The sequence below is a fragment of the Streptomyces sp. NPDC048172 genome, from assembly GCF_043202595.1.
Taxonomy (GTDB): Bacteria; Actinomycetota; Actinomycetes; order Streptomycetales; family Streptomycetaceae; genus Streptomyces.
This window is the reverse complement of the sequence record NZ_JBIDAT010000006.1, coordinates 276,576-295,900: the sequence shown is the minus strand read 5'-3', so window position 1 is coordinate 295,900 and position 19,325 is coordinate 276,576. Positions and strand designations below refer to the sequence as shown.

General features: G+C 72.7%; 17 protein-coding genes and 3 pseudogenes. 7 read left to right on the top strand and 13 right to left on the bottom strand.

Annotated elements, in window-relative coordinates:
• Positions 1–7: 7 nt before the first annotated feature.
• Positions 8–1,987 (bottom strand): TOMM precursor leader peptide-binding protein, encoded by a 1,980-nt coding sequence (locus ACGF3A_RS27090; protein ID WP_393732934.1) that lies wholly within the window; start codon positions 1,985–1,987, stop codon positions 8–10.
• Between the two features lie 124 nt (positions 1,988–2,111).
• Here ACGF3A_RS27090 and ACGF3A_RS27085 point away from each other — a divergent pair, with 124 nt between their 5' ends.
• The gene (locus ACGF3A_RS27085) at positions 2,112–2,942 is read left to right on the top strand and encodes a hypothetical protein (protein ID WP_393732933.1); all 831 of its coding nucleotides are present in this window, start codon (positions 2,112–2,114) and stop codon (positions 2,940–2,942) included.
• On the opposite strand, the gene ACGF3A_RS27080 is transcribed toward ACGF3A_RS27085, so the two are convergent.
• From ACGF3A_RS27080 to ACGF3A_RS27065, 4 genes are all read right to left on the bottom strand, one after another.
• Positions 2,911–4,974: a hypothetical protein gene (locus ACGF3A_RS27080; RefSeq protein ID WP_393732932.1), complete on the bottom strand. Its 2,064-nt coding sequence runs from the start codon at positions 4,972–4,974 to the stop codon at positions 2,911–2,913. The genes ACGF3A_RS27085 and ACGF3A_RS27080 overlap by 32 nt on opposite strands.
• Positions 4,975–5,113: 139 nt before the next feature.
• A complete protein-coding gene (locus tag ACGF3A_RS27075; RefSeq protein ID WP_393732931.1) occupies positions 5,114–5,953 on the bottom strand; it encodes an ABC transporter permease subunit in 840 nt (279 codons plus the stop codon).
• Entirely contained in the window at positions 5,950–6,936 is a 987-nt protein-coding gene (locus ACGF3A_RS27070) for an ABC transporter ATP-binding protein (protein ID WP_393732930.1), read from the bottom strand. The genes ACGF3A_RS27075 and ACGF3A_RS27070 overlap by 4 nt, the downstream gene beginning before the upstream one ends.
• A 468-nt stretch (positions 6,937–7,404) precedes the next feature.
• Positions 7,405–7,722 (bottom strand): hypothetical protein, encoded by a 318-nt coding sequence (locus ACGF3A_RS27065; protein WP_393732929.1) that lies wholly within the window; start codon positions 7,720–7,722, stop codon positions 7,405–7,407.
• A 551-nt stretch (positions 7,723–8,273) separates the two neighbouring features.
• On the opposite strand from ACGF3A_RS27065, the pseudogene ACGF3A_RS27060 reads away from it, so the two are divergent.
• From ACGF3A_RS27060 to ACGF3A_RS27040, 5 genes and pseudogenes are all read left to right on the top strand, one after another.
• Positions 8,274–8,366, top strand: a pseudogene (locus ACGF3A_RS27060) (carbonic anhydrase); the annotation flags it as partial.
• A gap of 124 nt (positions 8,367–8,490) precedes the next feature.
• Entirely contained in the window at positions 8,491–9,486 is a 996-nt protein-coding gene (locus ACGF3A_RS27055) for an L-threonylcarbamoyladenylate synthase (protein WP_393732928.1), read from the top strand.
• Between the two features lie 418 nt (positions 9,487–9,904).
• The gene (locus tag ACGF3A_RS27050; protein ID WP_393732927.1) at positions 9,905–10,051 is read left to right on the top strand and encodes a hypothetical protein; all 147 of its coding nucleotides are present in this window, start codon (positions 9,905–9,907) and stop codon (positions 10,049–10,051) included.
• A complete protein-coding gene (locus ACGF3A_RS27045) occupies positions 10,045–10,227 on the top strand; it encodes an STAS domain-containing protein (protein ID WP_393733389.1) in 183 nt (60 codons plus the stop codon). Before ACGF3A_RS27050 ends, ACGF3A_RS27045 begins: the two co-directional genes overlap by 7 nt.
• 175 nt (positions 10,228–10,402) lie before the next feature.
• Positions 10,403–10,756, top strand: a pseudogene (locus ACGF3A_RS27040) (IS982 family transposase); the annotation flags it as partial.
• On the opposite strand, the gene ACGF3A_RS27035 reads toward ACGF3A_RS27040, so the two are convergent.
• The 4 genes from ACGF3A_RS27035 to ACGF3A_RS27020 form a co-directional block, all read right to left on the bottom strand.
• Complete coding sequence (locus ACGF3A_RS27035) at positions 10,755–10,901, bottom strand: hypothetical protein (protein WP_393733406.1); 147 nt, start codon at positions 10,899–10,901, stop codon at positions 10,755–10,757. The pseudogene ACGF3A_RS27040 and the gene ACGF3A_RS27035 overlap by 2 nt on opposite strands.
• A 19-nt stretch (positions 10,902–10,920) precedes the next feature.
• Positions 10,921–11,349, bottom strand: a complete 429-nt coding sequence (locus ACGF3A_RS27030) for a hypothetical protein (RefSeq protein WP_393733405.1) — start codon at positions 11,347–11,349, stop codon at positions 10,921–10,923.
• A 112-nt stretch (positions 11,350–11,461) separates the two neighbouring features.
• Entirely contained in the window at positions 11,462–11,881 is a 420-nt protein-coding gene (locus ACGF3A_RS27025; RefSeq protein WP_393732926.1) for a hypothetical protein, read from the bottom strand.
• 15 nt (positions 11,882–11,896) lie between these two features.
• Positions 11,897–12,229 carry a hypothetical protein gene (locus ACGF3A_RS27020; protein ID WP_393732925.1) on the bottom strand — a complete coding sequence of 111 codons (333 nt, stop codon included), beginning with the start codon at positions 12,227–12,229 and terminating at the stop codon, positions 11,897–11,899.
• A 196-nt stretch (positions 12,230–12,425) separates the two neighbouring features.
• On the opposite strand from ACGF3A_RS27020, the gene ACGF3A_RS27015 reads away from it, so the two are divergent.
• Positions 12,426–12,989, top strand: coding sequence for a dihydrofolate reductase family protein (locus ACGF3A_RS27015; RefSeq protein ID WP_393732924.1), 564 nt, complete (start codon positions 12,426–12,428; stop codon positions 12,987–12,989).
• Positions 12,990–13,035: 46 nt separating this feature from the next.
• Here the strand turns inward: ACGF3A_RS27015 and ACGF3A_RS27010 are convergent, their stop codons facing one another.
• The 4 genes and pseudogenes from ACGF3A_RS27010 to ACGF3A_RS26995 form a co-directional block, all read right to left on the bottom strand.
• A complete protein-coding gene (locus tag ACGF3A_RS27010; protein ID WP_393732923.1) occupies positions 13,036–14,262 on the bottom strand; it encodes an FAD-dependent monooxygenase in 1,227 nt (408 codons plus the stop codon).
• Positions 14,259–15,662, bottom strand: a complete 1,404-nt coding sequence (locus tag ACGF3A_RS27005) for an MFS transporter (RefSeq protein WP_393732922.1) — start codon at positions 15,660–15,662, stop codon at positions 14,259–14,261. The genes ACGF3A_RS27010 and ACGF3A_RS27005 overlap by 4 nt, the downstream gene beginning before the upstream one ends.
• Positions 15,663–15,785: 123 nt before the next feature.
• Positions 15,786–18,336: pseudogene (locus ACGF3A_RS27000) on the bottom strand (FtsX-like permease family protein).
• Entirely contained in the window at positions 18,333–19,178 is an 846-nt protein-coding gene (locus tag ACGF3A_RS26995; RefSeq protein WP_393732921.1) for an ABC transporter ATP-binding protein, read from the bottom strand. Before ACGF3A_RS26995 ends, ACGF3A_RS27000 begins: the two are co-directional and overlap by 4 nt.
• Positions 19,179–19,325: the final 147 nt, after the last annotated feature.

The following is a 19,325-nucleotide window of genomic DNA, read 5'->3' as shown; positions in this document are numbered from 1 at the left end:
TCACTCCTTACGGGAACGGGTGCGGGACGAGGTGCAACTGCTCGGCCGTCAGCGGCCGTTCGACCAGACCGGCCTCGTACGGTGCCCAGCGCGTGCGCGGCAACGTCAGGGCACGCTGCCGCCGCCAGCCGAAGTCGATCGGCACCAGCCCCGGGACCAGCGTGGCGACGGTGGTGAGCCCCAGGGCCCTCTGCTCCGGCGTGGTCTGGTCGACCGCCACGGTGTCTAGGCCCCGGTCGGCCAACAGCCCGACGATCTCCCGAACCGGCTCGCACAGATCCCCGCCGCCGTCGCGGCCCGCGGTCCATCCGGCATACAGGTCGGACAGCGGGCGGGCCTCGCGCCGCCGCAGCCAGTGCGCGGCGTGCGGGGCCATCTCGGGCATGCCGAACAGCCGGGCGTGGTGTTCGAGTTCGGTCACGGCGCCGTAGTCGGCCACCATCCGCTCGTTGTGCTCCCGCGCGGACGTGACCCGTTCCTCGAAGCCCGGCACGTAGCTGGCGACCTCGCACACCGCGGCGCGTACGGCGTCGGCGGGGTCCAGCGAGGCGCCGCCCGCGAAACAGAGGGTGCCGGGCCCGCCGTCCCGGCGCACCGCCACGGCGCCGACCGCGGGCACCGGCAGGTCGACACGGATGTCGAAGCAGCGCAGGTCGTAGCCGAGCAGGCCGAGATGGGCACGCATCTGCCGGACGAGTGGGTGGCCGACGGTGTCCAGGTCGATCTCGGCCGGGGTGAGGCCCCCGTACCACTGGATCAGGAAGGCGTCCCGCTCGATGAGTTCGAGCAGCCCGTGCAGCACGGCCTCGGTGACGGAACTGCCGGAGGCACAGCCGTTGGAGCACTCCTGGACGGTGTTGCGGTGGTCCTCGCGGTGATCGAGGTAGTAGACGAGCTGTTCGGGGACGAGCAGCGCCCGGTCGTCGCGCAGCGACCAGCCCCAGACCCAGGGCACGCTGGGGTGCTCGGACCAGCGCACGTACTGTTCGGGGTGCCGCTCGTAGAAATCCTCGGAGTAGACGCCGCACTCCTCCATCTCCACGTGCGGCACACCCAGTTCGGCGACCGCCGCGCGGCGCGCGACGGTGGTGCGGCGCGGGCGCTGCCCGGCGTCGCGCTCCAGCCCCTCCAGCGCTCCCAGCAGCTCGCTGAGCCGGTAGCTCTCCGCGTGCCCACTCCACCACATCTCGTGCAGCCCGTACTTGCTGCGGACCTCGAAGTAGCCGCTGACCGGTGCGGTCGCGGTGGCGTGGTACGCGCGCAGGGCGGGACCGCCCAGCATGCCGCACACGGGGTTGGCCAGCGCGTCCATCGGCAGCCCCAGGTCCTCGGGGGCGCGCGAGCGGGTGCCGCCCGGCCTGGACGCCAGGGCGGGCCGCAGGGTGACACGGGCGTCCTCCGCGGTGTCCTCGGCGGGCTCCGCGCAGGTGCAGGAGGAGTCGCGCAGCAGCCCGTACTCGCGTACGGAAGCGGTGCCCGTCGCCACTTCCCACACCGGGTACATCGGCCCGGTGACCGGCTCGACGGCGGCCTCCACCAGCGCCGCGAGCATCGGAGCGAGGTGCGACGGCGGCGGTGCGGCGTCGGAGGCGCGCACGCCGAACGGGTCGTCGAGCGCCCAGCGTTCGGTCCTTGTCCTGCGGGCGGTCCAGCGGCGCTCCAGACAGCGCGGGCACGGGCCGGGGCGGCCGGGCGTGGCGGCGACGATCACTTTCCCCGCGTACAGGCGGAGGCTCACACCGGGGCCGGAGTCGGAGCCGGAGCCGGGGCTGAGGTCGGAGTCGGGCCCGACGAGCGGAAGTGTCAGCCGGTGCTCGTGACCGGGGACGCCGAGCACGGCGATGTCGAGCGCGGGGCAGCGGGAGCCGAAACTGTCCGGCAACAGGGCGGCGATCGCGCGTGCCAGCGCGGTGCGGTGATCCGCGGGGCCGCGGGGCCGTGTGTCGGATGGGGTGGGGGTGGGGCGGGAGTCCTGCAACGTCGGCACAGGGTTCGGCACTTCTTTCGCCTCTTTCGCCATCGAGTCTTTCCACGTCAAGGCAGCACGGCATGGCCTCCCGGCGCGCGTGGCCTCCAGGGGCGGGCTACGGCTGAGTACCCTGAGTGGGTGGGTGCTGCGGGCCATTGCGAGTGGCCCGCAGCACCCCGCTCAACTCAGTTGGTCAGCCGTTCAGGCGTACGGCGCTCAGCCGCAGCTCGACGTGCTGGTGCTGCACCCGCAGCAGCTTGAGGTGGAGCAGGACGAGCAGCTTGAGCAACTGCACGAGGAGCTGCTGGCGGCCATCTCCATCGACGGGTCGTTGATCTCGTCGATCTCGAAGGTGGTGGCCTCAAGCTCCAGGAGCTCAAGGTCGAGTGCGGTGGTGCTTGGCATGGTTCTCTCCTGTTCTCTTCGTGGTGCCGTCGACCGTCGTTCAGGTGGTGCTTGGCACGGTTCTCCCCTCTTACGGGTGGTGTCGCCACCGCCTGCGGGTCAGCCGCCGCACCCGGTGCTGGTGCTCGTCGAGCAGCAGCTCGACGTGGAGCAGGACGAGCAACTGGAGCACGAGCAACTGGAGCTGCACCAGCCCGCGGCGTCCTGGCCGATGTCGGTGATGTCCTCGACCTCGAAGGTCGCTGTCTCAAGTGAGAGCAGCTCGTCGCTGAGACCCATCGGAAACCTCCTTCCTTGGCTCGGATCGACCGCCGCCCGGACCGGCGGCGGGGCTCGCGCGTCGACCGCTCAGCTCGTGCTGCTGCAGCTGCAACTGGAGCAGCCGCAACAGCTTGAGGTGGAGCAGGACGAGCAACTGGAGGTGCTGGTGCTGGAGCTGCACCAGCCCGCGGCGTCCTGGCCGATGTCGGAGATCTCCTCGACCTCGAAGCTGACCGTTTCCAGTTCGAGCAGCTCTGTGGTGAGTGATGTCGCGGTCACGGTGCCTCCCCGGGGGCGTGGTCGGTGAACAGCAGCACACGGCTGACGGCGGTGACGGTGCGCAGGTCGGGCGGCGTGAGATCGACGACCGCTGCCCGGTGTCCGCCCGCGCGCAGGGCGGCCAGGACCTCCCCGCTCCCGTGCCGCCGGTGCAGCGGCGCGCCGTCCTCCGCGGTGCCGCGGGGGAGGAGGCGTCCGAGGTCCGCCGCCCGGGAGCCGCTTCCGGGCGGCGGCGGGGCGGTCTCCAACGGGGTGCCCGCGATCTGGCGACGCCCCAGGATCTCCAGCAGCGCGTCGTGTGCCGCCTCGCTCCAGGAGACGCCGGCGCGCACCACGACCTGGTCGTGCCCGTCGCCTACCCGCACCATCGCGACGGGCACTGGGCCGTGAGCGGCGTACGTACGGACCTTCGTGCCGTCCTGCTCCAACTCGCCCAGCAGCATGGACAGTCGGCCCTGTCGCTCGGCGTCGGGACCGGTGGCCAGCAGCGCGCGCGGCACCTCCCGTAGCTCGGCCTCGCCGCGCGCGAGCGCGGTCACGGTGAGCGCCCCCGCGGCGTCGACCAGGGCCCGCTCCCGCGCCTCGGCCTCCGTGGGGGCCGCCGCGAGCCCGGTCGGCTCCGGCTCGAACAGCGCGGCCTGCCGGTCCCACGGCCCGGCCAGCACGGCCGCGCGCTCCACGGACAGCGGTCCGCCGTGCTCCAGATCGGTGGCCGGAACAGCGACCGGAGCCGTGACCGGGGCGCCCAGCCAGGTGGCGAGCCGCTCAGGCGCGACCGCCTCGGCATCTGAGATGTCCTCGGTGCCCGCCTGTGCAGCTGCAGAGAGCCCGAGGCGCCGGTGCACGCCCACGGCGTACCGCGCGGCCATGGTTTCCAGCGCCGTGAGCCGGGCCTGGAGCGTCGACCGGGAGCCGAAGGCGACCAGCGGTTCCGGCGCGAGGGCGGGGGCCACCAGCGCGGCGACCTTGACCGGGACCTGGACGGCGGCGTCGTCCTCGAACCGGCATGCGATGCCGACGGTCGCGGCGACGGTGGGCTCGTAGCGCCGGTAGGCGCGTTCCTCGGGCGAGGCGTCCGCGGCGGTATCTGCGGAGGCGGCCTCGGCGTCTCCGGCCCGGTCGGCGGGTGTCGCGGCGGGCTCGGCGGCGTGGGGCGAGGAGGGGTGGGGGAGCAAGCGCTCGGTGGCCACGGTGAGCCGGTGCGGATCGATGACGACCACCGCGTCCCGCACGTCGCTCGCGGGCACCCCGGCGAGGGCCTTGAACACCTCGAACCCGGCCAGACTCACGCCCATCGCGACCGCCCTGCCGGGCAGCGGCGCGAGCGCTGCCGCCGCGCCCGGTCCGGCGGTGGCCGCCTGCCACAGCGCCGCGGTGCCGTCGAGCGCGTTGTCGGTCATCCGCAGCACGGCGGAGCAGACGTCGCCCTGGCCGTCTGCCTGCCAGGGCCCGAGCACCAGCCGTTCGCCGACCCGGAGCAGCGGCAGGAACGCGGTGCCGCGCGCGGCGCAGGCGTCCGCCAGCGCGAACAGGTGCCGACTCGGACGCTCCGCGGCCACCAGGCACACGGCATCGACCCCGGCACCGGCTCCTGAAGCGTCCCCTTCCCCTTCCCCTTCCCCGTCCCCGTGACCGTCGAGCAGCGCGAGGGCTTCTGAGGGGGTGGCGGACCGCACCCACCCCTCGCCGCTCCCCGTCCCGTTGGCACGCAGCGCCGCGACGAGGTCCGCCGCGCCGTCACCGGCCACCAGGACCCGCGCCGCCGCGACGCGCGCGAAGCCGCCGCCGGTGTCGCCATGGTGGTCCAGGAACGCCAGTTGTCCGCCGTACCGGTCGACGGTCTCCTTGTCGTGTTCCGCCAGCGGGTCCCTTCCGTCCGCCAGCACGCCGCGCTCAGCCAGCGTGGTCAGCAGGGACCGCACGGCGGAGGCGTGCGCCTCCGGGAGTCCGGCGACGATGTCGGTGAGCGGGGTCGCGCCGTCGAGATACGGCAGCAGTACGTTCAGGTAGCGGTACGCGTCCGCGCCCCGCACCACGAAGGCGTCGTCGAGGTGGCGCACGTACACACCTCCGACGGTTTCGAGGAACGCCACATCGCGGCGCAGGCGAGGCCGGGCGAGCCCGGGTGCATGGAGGGCCAACGTCACTCCTCGTTCGATACGTTCGATGGGATGCTTGTTCGCGATCTTGGTTCGCAGGTCAGCCGATGTCGCGGCGCCGCGTGATCACGACGGCGGCGGTGAGGCTCACCGCGATGTAGACGGTCAGCACCAGGCAGGCGGTGGGCGTGGACATGTGCTCGACCACGCCGGGGGTCCCTCCCGCGCCCTGAGTGGGAGCGCCGAGCCCGGCCACCAGCGAACCGCCGGCGGAGCTGAGCAGCACGGTGCGGACCGGTTCCAGGACGTTGACCATCGAGGCCAGTCCGGAGACCGCGTTCTCCAGCCCGAGCATCCACAGCAGTCCCGCTGCCAGCGCCACGCTGGTGCCGCGGCAGATCACGCCCAGGGCGGCGCCCAGGCTCATGCAGGCCACCGAGATCAGGACGGCGACGCCGAGCGAGGCCGCCATGGAGGGCACCGACGGCAGCCCGCGCGGCGCCCCCTCGGCGGTGGCGATCACGAGCGAAGCCACGACGGCCGCGACGGCGGCCACCACGGCGATGGCCACGGCGGCCAGCGCGCCCGCGGCGGCCTTGGCGAGCAGCACCTGGGTACGGCTCGGCCCCTGCGTGAACCGCGCGCCCCAGGTCGCCCACCGGTACTCGGAACCGGTGATCAGCACTCCGAGGATCAGCATCAGCGCCCCGCCGAACAGCGGATAGCTGCTCACCGAGGTGCTGTCCACGGAGGACGGGACCAGCACGTCCAGCAGATCGGCCCGGTCGCCCGAGTCCTTGGCCGGATCCAGCGTGCGGTAGACGATGTACGGCACGCCGAACGCGAAGATCAGGACCATCGCGACCCAGGCCGCCCCGATCACGACGGGGGCGAGGCGTTTGCGCAGCAGGAGGGTCTCTGCGGCCAGAGCGTCGATCATGCCGCCCTCCTCCCGCCGTCGCCGGAATCGCCGTCCGAACCGTCCGCACGGCCCGTACCGTCCGCGTGCGGGGCGTCGGCCGGGTGCTGGGTCAACGTGAAGAACACGTCCTCCAGCGACCGCCGTTCGGGCCGGATCTCGTGGACGTCCACCCCGGCCGCGACGAGCGCGCGCACCAGGCCGGGCACCCCGTCGGGGGCGGTCCGGACCTGCCATGTGCCGGTCTCCGGCCCGCCGCCTTCGCGTGGAGGGGTGGCGCCGGGCGCGTGCTCCACCAGCACCGCGCGGGCCTTCCCATCGGGCGTGGCCCGTACGTGCAGCACGGTGCCGCCCGCGCGAGTGCGCAGCGCCTCGACCGAGTCCTCGGCGATCACCTGTCCGCGGTCGATGACCACGACGCGCTCGCACAACTGCTGCACCTCGCCGAGGACATGGGAGGAGAGCAGCACCGTCGTGTCGCCGGTCCCCAGGCTCCGGACCAGCTCCCTCATCGAGGCGACACCTTCGGGATCCAGCCCGTTGGTCGGCTCGTCCAGGATGAGCAGCCGCGGATCGCCCAGCAGAGCCGCGGCGATGCCGAGCCGCTGGCCCATGCCCAGCGAGTATCCGGCGAACCTGTCGTCGGCCCGCTGCTCCAACTGGACCGTCGCGAGGACGCGTTCCACCTCGGTGTCCGGCAGCGCGCGGGCGCGGGCCAGCACCCGGAGGTTGTTCCGCCCCGAGAGATGTGGGACGAACGCGGGCCGCTCGATGAGCGCGCCGATGGAGTGGAGTGCGGTGGCCGTGCCCGGCGGCATGCCGAGAACCGAGACGGTCCCGCTGTCCGGGCGCACCAGGCCGAGAAGGATGCGCAGCAGCGTCGTCTTACCGGCCCCGTTCGGCCCGAGCACGCCGTACACCTGCCCGGGCGCCACATCCAGGTCGACGCCGCGGAGCGCGGTGACGTGAGCGAAGTTCTTGGAGACCCCGGAGACGCGGAGCACCGCGTCCGGGTCTGTGGTTGTCGAGTGAGTGTTCTGATACGTACGTGAGCGTGCTGAAGAGCGCACGCGTCCAAAAGCGGACATCCCCCGTGTCCCCCTACATCCCCGTCGCCACTGATCCGGCGTGAAAGTGTCAACTCGGACCAGTTGGTATTTGCGAACATAGCGGCCTATGCGGACGGCGTACAACCCCCCTATAGGGTGAACGAGGTGAAACCGCCCGGCGCGTCGGCACGAGCCGGAACGGGTGCAGATCTCCCGCGGGGCATGCGGTCGGCGCTGATGAGAAGGCGACCGGAATCCGGACGTGGCGGCCAACCGGAATGCCACGTCGAGAGAAGAAAAATCTGCAGGTGGGCGGGATCATCCCGTCCGGTGTGGGGCGCCTTCTTCGACATGGTCGGTCCTCTCCTTGATGGTTCGGCAAGTTGGTGCTGGATAAGCCGTCGAAGTTCAGGGCACACACCACTACTCCGGGTAGACCATGCCCCACCAGCCGTTCGGGCTGGACTGGCAGGAGACCCAGGTAATGTGCGGGTTTGCCTGCTGGTACGCGTGGACGCCCCAGTCGCACTCCGAGAGCGTCGGGTACCAGGACAGGCAGCGCCAGCCCGGATCGGGGGCCGGGCCGCCGGGCGGGCAGGACAGGGGGGCGACGCCGGTCTGGGGCGTCACGCCCACTGGGGCCATCGGTGTCGTCGGGGCAGCCGAGGCCGCCGGTGCGACGACCACGGTCCCCAGGCCGGCGAGCAGCCCGGCGGTGACGGCGAGGCGCTTGATACGCATGTGGGTCCCTTCTCTTGGGTTCTCCGGCGTGTCGGAAGTGCCGAACTGCCCGGGTCCGTAAGGCCGTCTCACAGGGGCGGCAGCGGGCAGTCGCGCGCGCCAGAATGGTGTCCCGCCGAGCGGTGCACCCGGCAGACTCCGTGACATTGCAGGTGGTGGCGGTATTCGGCCCGGATACCCGGATACCCGTATACCCGAATGCCGGGGTGGGCTTCGGCTGCGCGTCCGGCCGCACAGTTATCCGGACCAGCGCTAATTCAGAAGGCTGTGCAATTCGGCGGGGGACCGTCCACCCCGCCGGATCCCGGCGACCATCGGCCTGAGTTTGAAACAGGCGCTCACGTACTCCCCCCGTCCGTACGCCTTTTCGGAGTCCGGCGCACGTCGTTGATTCTTCCGGCCGCGTTGAACAGGGGACAAGCGTGGAACAATCCGTTCCGGAGTTTGATCGATAAGGCACGGTCTATGAGTCGTACGCTCACCGCCCGGGCGCAGGCGGCGTTCTCGGCGGTGCACGCGCACGGATGCGGTCCGGAAGGTAGAGCACGGGTGCCGTGGTGGGGCCGTCCTACCGGCTGGCCGACGGCAGCGCGCAGCTCGTCGCCTCCCATGGTCTGAGCGAAGCTGCCGCTTCGGCACGGTAGGAGCCCTGCCTGCACGCCCGCCTTCCGTACAGGGGTCCCACCCGGTGTCGCCAGTGCTGGGCTCGTCGTTATCGCCGGGGAGACCACAGATGGTGGAGAGCGCACCAGTGAGAGGATCGCGAGGGTGACCGCACGAACCAGTGACATCGACATCGAGAAGGCGGCCGACGTACTGCGTGCCGGAGGCCTGGTGGCCCTGCCGACCGAAACCGTCTACGGCCTGGGAGCCGACGCCGAAGATCCCGCCGCCGTCTCGCGCATCTTCAAGGCCAAGGGCCGCCCGCCCTCCCACCCGCTCATCGTCCACATCGGCAGCGCGGAGCGCCTGGAGGACTGGGCTGACGATGTGCCCGCCGCCGCCCGCCTGCTGGCCGGACACTTCTGGCCGGGGCCGCTCACGCTGGTGCTGCGGCGCGGACGTCGGGTGCCTCTGGAAGCCACCGGTGGTCTGGAGACGGTGGCCGTGCGCGTGCCCGGCCATCCCGTCGCACGCGCGGTGCTGGTGGCCTTCGGCGGCGGCATCGCGGCCCCGTCCGCCAACCGGTTCGGCTCCGTCAGCCCCACGACAGCGGATCATGTCCGTGCGGAGCTCGGTGACAGGGTCGACTTCGTGCTGGACGGCGGCCTGTGCGGGGTCGGCGTGGAGTCGACCATCGTCGACGTCACGGGCGATGCCCCCAGCATCCTGCGGCCGGGCGGGGTGACGCGCGAAGACCTCGAATCGGTACTGGCGCACCCTGTGGCGGTCCCTTCGACGAGCAGTGTCAGGGCGCCGGGCCGGCATCCGTCCCACTACGCGCCGCGGGCGCGGGTCGTCCTCGTCGAGCCGGAGAAGGTCATCGCCGAAGCCGAGCGCGCGCAGGACCTCGGCCACCAAGTCGGCGTTCTCCTCTCTTCCTCCTTCGCCGATGCTCCGGTGAAGGCGCGCGCCACGGTGTCGCTTCCCGCGTCGATGGAGGCCTACGCGCGCGGGCTGTACGGATTCCTGCGCGAGTTCGACCAACAGGGGTGCGACCTCATCGTCGCGTCCTTGCCGGTGGAGGAGGGACTGGGCCTCGCGATCGCCAACCGGCTCCGCCGCGCTGCCGGACCCCGGCCCCGCGAGACCAGCACTCGGTGAACACGGCGTCGGTGGGGCACAGACCCCTGTCGACGTGAGCGGTGAAGGCGAGGGATGTGCATTGCCAACCACGCGCGCGTGCTCGAACACGTCCCGTACGAACCCCCCGTGCGCCTCGGTGGCATCGCCACAGCCTGCCGCATCGCTGAACGCAAGGCGCGAGCCCTCGTCAGTGACTTCGAACGTGGCGTCTGTCCGAGCTGGATACGCTACGAGCGGAGCACACCCGACATCCTCCACCCGGAGGGCGGACTCCGACACCGAGCCGAAGCTCATCTCCCCGTCCAGGTACCTCTGGACCTCCTGATCTGCCAAGCCACCGGCGGCGGACACGCAGTGGACACCGCGGCACGCGGCGAAGGGACACCCCCGTACGCCGACAGCGCGCATGCGGAAGCCCACGAGAGGACACACACGCATGGACCGGCTGACCGTTCACCGGGCCCGGACCGAGACTGGACCCTTCATCACCCTGGCCCTGGTCGGCGAGCTGGATGTGATCAGCGTCGGTGAACTCAGCGACGCCGTCGTCGACGCCTCCGGGGCAACGGGCGACACCTGCTGATCGACCTTGATGGCATCACCCTGTGCGAGACCGGCAGTCTCTACACCATCCTCGGCGTCCGGCACGCTGCCAACCAGGTCGGTGGCAGCCTCGCCATCAGCGCGGCAAGCGGCCCGGTGCGCGACGCGCTCCACGAGGCCGGGCTGCACGAAATCCTGCCGGTCACCACACACTGAACCCGGGCAGCGACATCGGTCCACATCGACATGGTCTTCGAGAACACTGTGTCGGTGGCCCCCGAACTCGCTTCGAAACGACTTCTTCGAAGAGGCACTGGTCCACGTGTTGTGGGGCTGGACGCTCGGCCGACGATCATGTGGTCCCCTCTCGCCGGATCGGGCGCCCCCCGACTACAACAAGCGCCTGAACGCCGCAAGGCCACTGATCAGCCACGTGATCGAGGCCCCGGCCCGCCAGGTGCCGACCTGGCACGACGATCTGCGGCTGCCTGGCCACCCCGAAACTCGGCGAGCGGGAGGTGATGACCACGCTGCTGGAACGCGACCACCATCTCCTGCGTGCCGGCCAGGTGATTCTCGGCGACAAAGGGTTCGCGGGCCGGGAGTTCGAGGCTTTCCTCGCCGACCGCCTGGGGTCCGCCTGGTGCGGCCCGGCGGCCGCAAGGACGAGCCTGTCCGGCACGGGAAGATCACCCGTGTCCGCCAGTGGATCGAAGCCGTCATCGACGCCCTCAAAGGCCAGCTCAGCCATGCAGTTCGTGCCCGTAGGAGAGCTGGTACGCCTCCTGCGCGTACAGCCACGACATCGTCGTCCGACCCTCAGCGGCAGCGGCCACGCGCCACCAGGAACGGGCGCTGGAGTCCCCGAGCTTGGGCAGGGTCAGGGCCATCAGCCCGGTTGGCGCGGCCTCAGGCGCCGGTCGCCCCGCGGGGTGGGGAGACGAGGGCGTGGATCACCAGGACGCAGAGGCCGATGACGACCAGGGACCAGAGGGGGAAGGCGGCCAGGAAGGCGAGCTGGCAGACGGCGACGACGACCGCGAGTGCCGTGCCCGTCGCGCGGGCCCACGCGCTGCCGCGCACGGCGCCCACGCCGACCGCGATCTGGAGGATGCCGAGGACGAGCCAGATCCAGCCCCAGGCCGTGAAGTCGAAGACCAGCAGGCGGCCCTCGGAGACCGTGTAGTAGTCGTCCTTGAACAGCGCGGCCAGGCCGCTGATCACGTTCGAGCAGCCGATCATCAGGATGATGATCCCGGCGAAGGTCAGCCAGCCGGAGGACGGCGGGCGGCCGGTGGTGGCCTGGGGGTCCGCGGGGGTGCCGGTAGGCGCGTTCATGCCTCGCTCCTCGTCGTCGACGATGCCCCGATGAGACAACCGGAGGGGGAGCCACGCCCGGCGGGCGCCGCCGAATGGGTGACCTGGCCGGATACGGGCCCACCCGTCACCGTCAGTCGCTGTCGCGCCAGCGGTCGTAGGCGCCGCTGCCGCGGGCGACGTGGACGCAGAGCGCCGGCAGCGTGCCGTCGTACGGGGACCAGGCGTGCGGGGCGATGCCCTCGCTGATGCCGATGCCCCAGACGCTGATCAGCAGGCGCATCGCCATGTCCCGCTCCTGGGCTGTCAGTTCGCCGGGCCCCTCGAAGGCGGCGATCTCCCGCTCGGCGTGCCGCCAGAGGGCGGGATCGACCTCGGGCAGGACGTCCTGGAGGACGGTGGCGAGGAGGGCCACGAGGACCGTCATGGTGCGCCGGGACTCCGCGGGGTGGGCGCGGAGCGTGTCGCGCGCCTGGTCCACGAGGTCGGCCAGCAGCTCCACCCGCGCCCGCATGCGGTGATCCGGCGAGTCGTCGCCGTGCCGGTCGGACACGCGTCCGCTCCCTTCCTAACGTCTGCCCGAAGGGGCGGGGCGGGAGGGGAGGGACACGTTGAGGCGCAGCGAGACCACGGCCGCCTGCGCCGGCCGCGGCGCGTCACCGGGCCGGTCGGTGATCTCGATGTCGCACCGGTCCTCGCCGGTGCACAGCAGGAGCCGGAAGCGGCGTGCGCGGCTGTGCGTGACCAGGTAGTGGGCCGCCGTACGGACGCTGTCCCGCAGCGCGCCCGCGCCGCACGGTCCGACCCCCAGCACGAGGACCGCGACGCCCGCCGCGCGTCCGGCGAGCCCGATGCTGGCCGCCTCCCGGGGCAACGTCAGTTCCCATGTGCACGTGGGCACCACAGCACTCACCGTCCCGCCGACTGGTCACGGCCCGGACACATGGCCTCGTTCCGGGTCCTGTTCCAGCAATAGTCCGGAACACTGGGGTCCGCCATGCACCGTCGTGGTGCGGGCTCCCGGGCGCGTGAACAGCAGGGCTGGTACGGGGGGCTCGGAGGAACGCGTGTTGTCCGTGGGCCGAGGAGGATTTGTGATGCGCAGGGTGACCTATTCGATGGGCGTCTCTCTGGACGGCTACATCGTCGACCCGGACGGGGACTTCGCGTGGGGTGTGCCCGACGAGGACGTCTTCCGCCTCTCCACCGACGAGATCCGGGGCGTCGGCGTCCATCTGCTGGGGCGGCGGCTGTACGAGACGATGCTGTACTGGGAGACCGTCGACCAGAACCCCTCCCTCGACTTCTCCACGCGCGAGTTCGCCGCCGTCTGGAGACGGCTCCCGAAGGTGGTCTTCTCCCGCACGCTGACGGCCGTGGAGGGCCAGGCCCGGCTGGCCTCCGGCGGCCTCGCCGAGGAGATCGGGCGGCTGCGGGCCGAGCCGGGGGAGGGCGACATCGCGATCGGCGGCGCCACGCTCGCCGCCGAGGCGGAGGGGCTGGGGCTCATCGACGAGTACAGGCTCAGGGTCTACCCGCTCCTCGTCGGCGGCGGCATCCCGTACTTCCCCCGGAACGAGCGCCGGGCGGATCTCGAACTCGTCGAGACCCGCACCTTCGCTTCGGGGGTCGTCCACCTCCGCCACCGCGTGCGCCGCTAGGACCCATAGGACCCATAGGGCCCAGAGGACCCGTAGGGCCCACGGCCTAGACGCGTGCGAACTCCGGGAGGGCGAGGGCCGAGTGGGCCGGGCGGGCCTCACCGGGCGGCAGGGCGCTGAGGCCGCGCAGCATGGTGTTGCGCCGCTCCAGGGCCAGGGCAGTGGTGGGGAAGAGCGTGGCGTCGCCCTCGCCGACCAGCCCCTGGTTCGCGGCCACGAACGCGCGGGTGCCGTGCTCGTACGCCGCGAAGCCCGACACGTGGTCGCGGTCGGCCAGCGAACCGGCGAGCATGTACGCGCCGACCAGCGCGAGGCTGGTGCCCTGCCCGGTGAGGAACGAGGGTGCGTACGCGGCGTCGCCCACCAGCGCCACCCTGCCGCTGTGCCAGCGGGGCATCCGGATCTGGCTGACCCCGTCGAAGAACAGGTCGTCCGTGCCTCGCAGCGCCGCGATCATGCCGGGCACCTCCCAGCCCGCGTCGGCGAAGACCGCCGAGACCAGGTCCCGTTGGGCCCCCGGATTCCGGAACACGTGGAACGGAGGCTCCGGACGGGCGAAGTTCAAGAAGGCGTGCACCTCCTCGTCCTCGCCGCCCACCGCGTAGAGCGCCGCGGCTCTGCCCGGGGTGTTCCACATCAGGGTCTCGTGGGAGAGCCCGAAGGTGTTGCGCATGGTGAACACGGCGAAGCAGTAGCCCAGGTAGCGGTGGAACTGCTCCTCGGGGCCGAAGAGGAGTTCGCGGGTGCGCGAGTGCAGCCCGTCCGCTCCGACGACCACGTCGAACGTACGGCTGCCGCCGCCGCGGAAGGTCACGTCGACCCCGTCGCCGGACTGGTCGAGGGTGTCGACGGAGTCGTCGAACAGGAACTCCACGTCGTCACGGACCGCCGCGTACAGCGCGTCGGTCAGATCCCCGCGCCGCACCTCCAGGTCCTGTCCCGCGACGCCGCCGGTGAGGGCGTGCGGGCTGAGCGAGGCCACCTCGCCGCCGTCCCCGTCGAGGAAGGTCAGCCGGCGCAGGTCGATGTGCGCCTCCCGCAGCCGAGGCAGGATGCCCATCCTGCGGACGACTTCGAGGGCGGTGCCGCGTACGTCGATCGGGTAGCCGCCGCTGCGCAGGGTGCCCGCCTTCTCGACGACCGTGACGGCGAATCCGTAGCGGCTCAGCCAGTACGCGAGCGCGGGCCCCGCGATGCTGGCCCCGGATATCAGGGCGGTACGCCTCGGCGTCGTACGCGTACCGGTGCGGGTACGGGTAGGTGTACGGGTCATTCCTTGACTCCCTTGCTCATGGTGCGGGTGACGAAGAGGGACAGCGCGGTGACGGCGCCCGCGATGACGAAGCCGGTGACGAAGGCCGACTCGGCCGGGTCGTCGGCACCGGCGGGGGTCCCGGCGGTGAGGAGGGCGCCGCCGAGCTGCGCCCCCACGGCGTAGCCGACGACGCGCGTGACCAGGACCAGGCTGGTGGCGATGCCGGTGTCGCCCTGGCCGACGGAGGTGGCGGTGCTGGTCACCATCGCCGTCACGCAGAGGCCGTTGGCGAGCGAGATCGCCATCTTGGCCACGACGAGGTGCCAGCTCGCGTCGTGCACGGCCGCCAGCGCGAGCAGCGCCGCGGCCATCAGGACGACCCCGGTGGTGACCACGGCGCGCGAGCCGAAGCGCCGCGCCCCGATCCCGCCGAGCGGCCCGGCCAGCGAGGCGGCGACGGCGCCGGGCAGCAGGAAGAAGCCGATCTCGGTGGCGCTGGCCCCGAAGCCGTACGAGTCGGCGGAGACCTCGAAGAGCTGCGGGACGAGGTAGACCGCCATCGAGGTCCCGACGCAGATCACGAACGTCAGCACGCACGCCTTCCACATCGCGGGCCGCGCCAGCATGCGCAGATCGACCATCGGCGAGGCCGCGCGGCGCTCGACGGATATCCATCCGGCCACGAAGGCGGCCAGCACCGCGAGGAGGGCGACGAGCACGAGCGGCTGCGAGCCGAGCTCGGGCGCCGCCGCGAGGACGAGCATGAGCGTGACCAGCGTCCCGCTCAGCAGGCCCAGCCCGGGCCAGTCGATCCTGGCGTCGTCCTGGCGGCCCGGCTCGTCGAGCGGCATCAGCCGCTGCACCAGCAGGGTGGAGCCGATGACCGCGAGGGTCGGCAGCGCGAACATCCAGTGCCGGGAGAGCCCTTCGGCGACGGGCCCGGCCGCGAGCGTGCCCGCCATGCTGCCCCCGACGAACATCCCGCTGACCACCCCGATGGCCACCTTCGACTCGCCCTCGGAGAGGTTCTTGCGGACGACGATGAACGACAGGGGCAGCGCCCCCACCATCGCCCCCTGCAGCACCTGGCCGAGCAGCAGCACGGGCAGGTTCGGCGCCAGCGACGACACCGCGCCACCGACCGAGACCACCGCCATCAGCCGGACCAGGACCCGCTTCCCGCCGTAACGGTCACCGAACTTGCCCGCGACCGGGGTGATCAGCGCGCCGGTGATGAGCAGCACGACGCTGAGCAGCGCCCCCTGGGACCGGCTCATGCCCAGCTCGCGCTGGAGGAGCGGGAGCGTCGGCGTCAGCACCGACTCCAGGGCGCCGGTGGCGACCGCGAGCATGGCGAGGGCCCCGACGGCGGCTTTTCCGATACGGACCGGTGGCGGTGGAGCCAGAGTTGCGGACATGAGCGTCCTTCCGTGATTTCCGGGCGACGAGCGGTCGGGTGAGGGAGTGCGCGAGGGGCCGTGGGAGGGGCCTTGGGAGGGGCCATGGGAGGGGCCTTGCGCGTGGTCGGTCGTACGCATGCGCTACGACCTGCGGCGCAGCGCCGCCCGCGCGGGCAGCGTGACCGCGAGCAGGACCAGTCCTCCGGCGGCGGCCGCGAAGGAGCCGTAGACCAGCGGCGGTACGTGCGGCGCCTGGCCGGTCATGCCGCGCATCATCGGGACGAGCGTGGCGGCGGCGATCGCCGTGCCGAGGAGCACGCCCGCGCCCGACACCAGCAGGCTCTCCCAGCGGAGCATCCGCATGACCTGGCGGCGGGTGGAGCCGACGAGGCGCAGGGTGGCCAGTTCGCGGCGGCGGTCGAGGACCGTCATCACGAGGGTGTTGACGGCGGCGACGGCGGCGAAGCCGCCGAGGACCGCGGCCATCGTGGTGTTCATCCAGGCGCCGGTCCTGGCGTCGAGGCTCTGCTCGGTGGCGTAGCCGGAGGCGTCGGTGACATTGCCCAGCGCCGACAGCGACCGCTGCGAGCCGCCGCTCACCAGCAGCGTGCTGTCGAAGCCCGAGGTGACGTGCCCGGCCAGGGAGGCGCGGTCCATGGTCACCGCCGCGAGGCCGAGGCCGCGGCCGTAGACCGCGGTGATCTCGGGGCTGGCCCTGGTGCCGTCGGGGAGGTAGAGCGGAAGCCGGTCGCCGACGCCCACGTCCGCCGTGGCCGCCAGGGTCTCGCCGATGGCGATACGGCCGGTGCCGATCCGGTCGAGGCTCCCCTCCGTCACGTCCAGGTCCTGCACCTTCGCGAGCTCCGCGCCGGAGCCGGTGACGCCCTGGGCCGCCGCGCCCTGCAGCGCCTTGAACTCGCCGGAGCCCGTCGGCACCAGCACCTGCGTGCTCAGCACGCCGACGGCCGCGTCCACGCCGGGCGCGCGGGCCGCGCGCCGTTCCGTGCCGACCGGGAGCCCGGCCGGGTCGGTGACCACGTGGTCCGCGGTGACGCCCGCGCGCAATTGAGTGTCGGCGACGTGGCGTTCGCTCGTGTTCATGAAGACCAACGTCGAGGCGAAGGCCATCGCGAGCACGATCGGGGTGATCGCGGAGGCGAGACGGCGGGCGTTCGTACGGGAGTTGGCGGCGGCGAGCTGCGCAGCCGGGCCCGCGCCGCGCAGCGGGAGGCCGAAGAGGCCCGCGCACAGCCGCGCGATGAGCGGGCCGAGCAGTCCGACGGCGAGCATGAAGCACATGACGACGCCGAGGGCCGCACCGGCGGCGTTGTCACCGGACGAACCGGCCGCGACGCCGGTGAGAGACGCGCCGCCGACCAGCGCCGCCAGGCCCAGTCCGGTACGGAGCACGCCGGGCCGCAGCCGCTCGACCGACGCCTCCTGCAGCGCCTGCCCGGGCTTGGTCCTCGCGGGACGGCGCCCGGCGATCCAGCCCGCGCCGAGCGCGGTGAGCAGCCCGGTGCCGACGGCGATGAGGAGGGGGAGGCCCGAGACGTGCACGTCCACGGCCTCGGGGACCGCGCCGCGGTCCTGCAGCTGCCCGAACCACCAGTGCGCGAGCCCGATGCCCGGCAGGGTGCCGAGGATCCCGGCGAGCGGCGCGACGAGCAGCGCCTCGGAGGCGACCGCGCGGCGGATCTGCCGCGGGGTGGCGCCGACGGCGCGCAGCAGCGCGAACTCGCGGGCCCGCTGGCCCACCGAGAGCGCGACGGTCCCGGCCGCGGTGAACACCGCGACGAGGGCCGCGATGCCGCCGAAGGGGCCGCCGATGCCGAAGAGCGTGTCCTTGGCATAGGCCAGGCCCGGGTCTTCGACGGCACCGCGGTCGTCACCGGTGCGCACCTGGGCGCCGGAGCCGGACAGGGCCTTCTGCACGGAGTCCGCGAGCGCTTCGGCGTCCGCGCCGCCCTCGGCCAGTACGGCGATGGCGTCCGCCTTGCCGGGGTGCCCGGCCAGCGTGGGGGCCTGGGCGTCGGAGAACCAGGCGGTGGGCCCTCCGGTGCCCTTGCCCTTGGCGGCCTCCGCCGCCCCGGCCTCGGCGAGGCCCGCGACGCGGAACTCCCGTTCCCCGGCGGCGGTCTGCAGCGCCACGGTGTCGCCGACGGCACTCTTCGCGGCGCGCCCGGCGGCCGCGTCGAGCACGACCTCGCCGGTACGGGGGGGCGCGACCGGAGCTGAGCCGGGTGCCGGTGAAGGCGTGCGAGCCCCAGCCGTGCGCGGTGAACGCACCGTCCCCGCGCGGGCCGTCTCCGGCTGAACCGCCTCCGTCCGGGCCGTCCCCGGCCCGTACCGGGAAGGTGAAGTCCGGCACCGCGTCCCGCGCGCCCGGCGCCCGGGCGGCCTTCGCCGCCAATCCGGTGTCCACCCGTGCCGTGTCCGGCAGCGGCACCGCTTCCTTCTCGCGGTCCTCGCCGCTGCCCGTCACGACGTACTTGTACTGGTCGGCCGCCGCGACGACCGGCGCCTTCTCGTACCGCTGCGGCGGCACCGAAGCGCGCAGGCCGGTCTCCAGCAGGATGCCGCAGGCCGAGACGATCAGCGCGGACATCAGCAGCGCGACGAACGTCCCCGCGAAGGACGCGGGCTTGAAGCGGACGGCCGCGCGGGCCAGCCCGTTGGGCTTCAGCTTCATGCCGCCGCACCCGCCATCGCGCCCGGGCCCGCCGCTGCGGTACGGGCGGTGAGCGCGGCCATCCGCGCCGCGATCTGCTCCGCCGAACCGCGCTCCAGCCCGCCCGCGAAGGCCCCGTCCGCGAGGAAGAGCACGCGGTCGGCCCAGGCGGCCGCCGCCGGGTCGTGGGTGACCATCACGACGGTCGCGCCGAGGCCGTCCACCGCGTTCCGCAGCAGGCCCAGGACCTCGGCGGCCGTACCGGTGTCCAGGGCGCCGGTCGGCTCGTCGGCGAAGATCACATCGGGGCTGGTGACCAGGGCGCGGGCGAGGGCGACGCGCTGCTGCTGGCCGCCGGAGAGCTCGCCGGGCCGGCGCCGCGCCTTGTCGGCGAGCCCGACCCGCGCGAGCATCGCGTCGGCGCGGTGCCGGTCCTGGCGCTGCCCGGCCAGCCGCATGGGGAGCAGCACGTTCTGCTCCACCGTCAGCGACGGCAGCAGATTGAAGGACTGGAAGACGAAGCCGAGGCGGCTGCGGCGCAGTTCGGTGAGCTGGTTCTCGCTCATGCCGGTGAGCTCGGTGCCCCCGAGGCGTACGGACCCGGCGGTGGGCCGGTCAAGCCCGGCCGCGCACTGCAGGAAGGTGGACTTGCCGGACCCGGAGGGCCCCATGACCGCGGTGAAGGTGCCGCGGGGGAGGGCGAGGTCGACGCCCGCGAGCGCGTGCACGGCGCCCCGGCGCCCGTAGACCCGCCGGACCCCGCGCAGTTCGACGGCGAGCCCCGGGTCGCCGGTCACCTGGGGCTCCTCGTCCGCCTCGGCGTGCCGCTTACCGCTGTGCCGCTTGCCGCTGTGCAGCCTCATCTCGTGCCCTTTCACGCTCTCGTCGTGCTCGCTTGTGCCGATGGGAAGGAGAGTGCGGCAGCGGTTCCGCACCGGTCGTCATACGGGGGAGCCCATGCGTAGTGCTACGGGGGTAGGGGGTCGGGCCGGAAGTGGGGGCGAACCGCC

What these genes read in the sequence shown, in the direction of transcription:
- ACGF3A_RS27075 (WP_393732931.1), bottom strand. Translation starts at nt 5,953, where the DNA reads ATGATCGACGCTCTGGCCGCAGAGACCCTCCTGCTGCGCAAACGCCTC.
- ACGF3A_RS27065 (WP_393732929.1), bottom strand. Translation starts at nt 7,722, where the DNA reads ATGCGTATCAAGCGCCTCGCCGTCACCGCCGGGCTGCTCGCCGGCCTG.
- ACGF3A_RS27050 (WP_393732927.1), top strand. Translation starts at nt 9,905, where the DNA reads ATGGACCGGCTGACCGTTCACCGGGCCCGGACCGAGACTGGACCCTTC.
- ACGF3A_RS27035 (WP_393733406.1), bottom strand. Translation starts at nt 10,901, where the DNA reads ATGGCCCTGACCCTGCCCAAGCTCGGGGACTCCAGCGCCCGTTCCTGG.
- ACGF3A_RS27030 (WP_393733405.1), bottom strand. Translation starts at nt 11,349, where the DNA reads ATGAACGCGCCTACCGGCACCCCCGCGGACCCCCAGGCCACCACCGGC.
- ACGF3A_RS27015 (WP_393732924.1), top strand. Translation starts at nt 12,426, where the DNA reads ATGCGCAGGGTGACCTATTCGATGGGCGTCTCTCTGGACGGCTACATC.
- ACGF3A_RS27010 (WP_393732923.1), bottom strand. Translation starts at nt 14,262, where the DNA reads ATGACCCGTACACCTACCCGTACCCGCACCGGTACGCGTACGACGCCG.
- ACGF3A_RS27005 (WP_393732922.1), bottom strand. Translation starts at nt 15,662, where the DNA reads ATGTCCGCAACTCTGGCTCCACCGCCACCGGTCCGTATCGGAAAAGCC.
- ACGF3A_RS26995 (WP_393732921.1), bottom strand. Translation starts at nt 19,178, where the DNA reads ATGAGGCTGCACAGCGGCAAGCGGCACAGCGGTAAGCGGCACGCCGAG.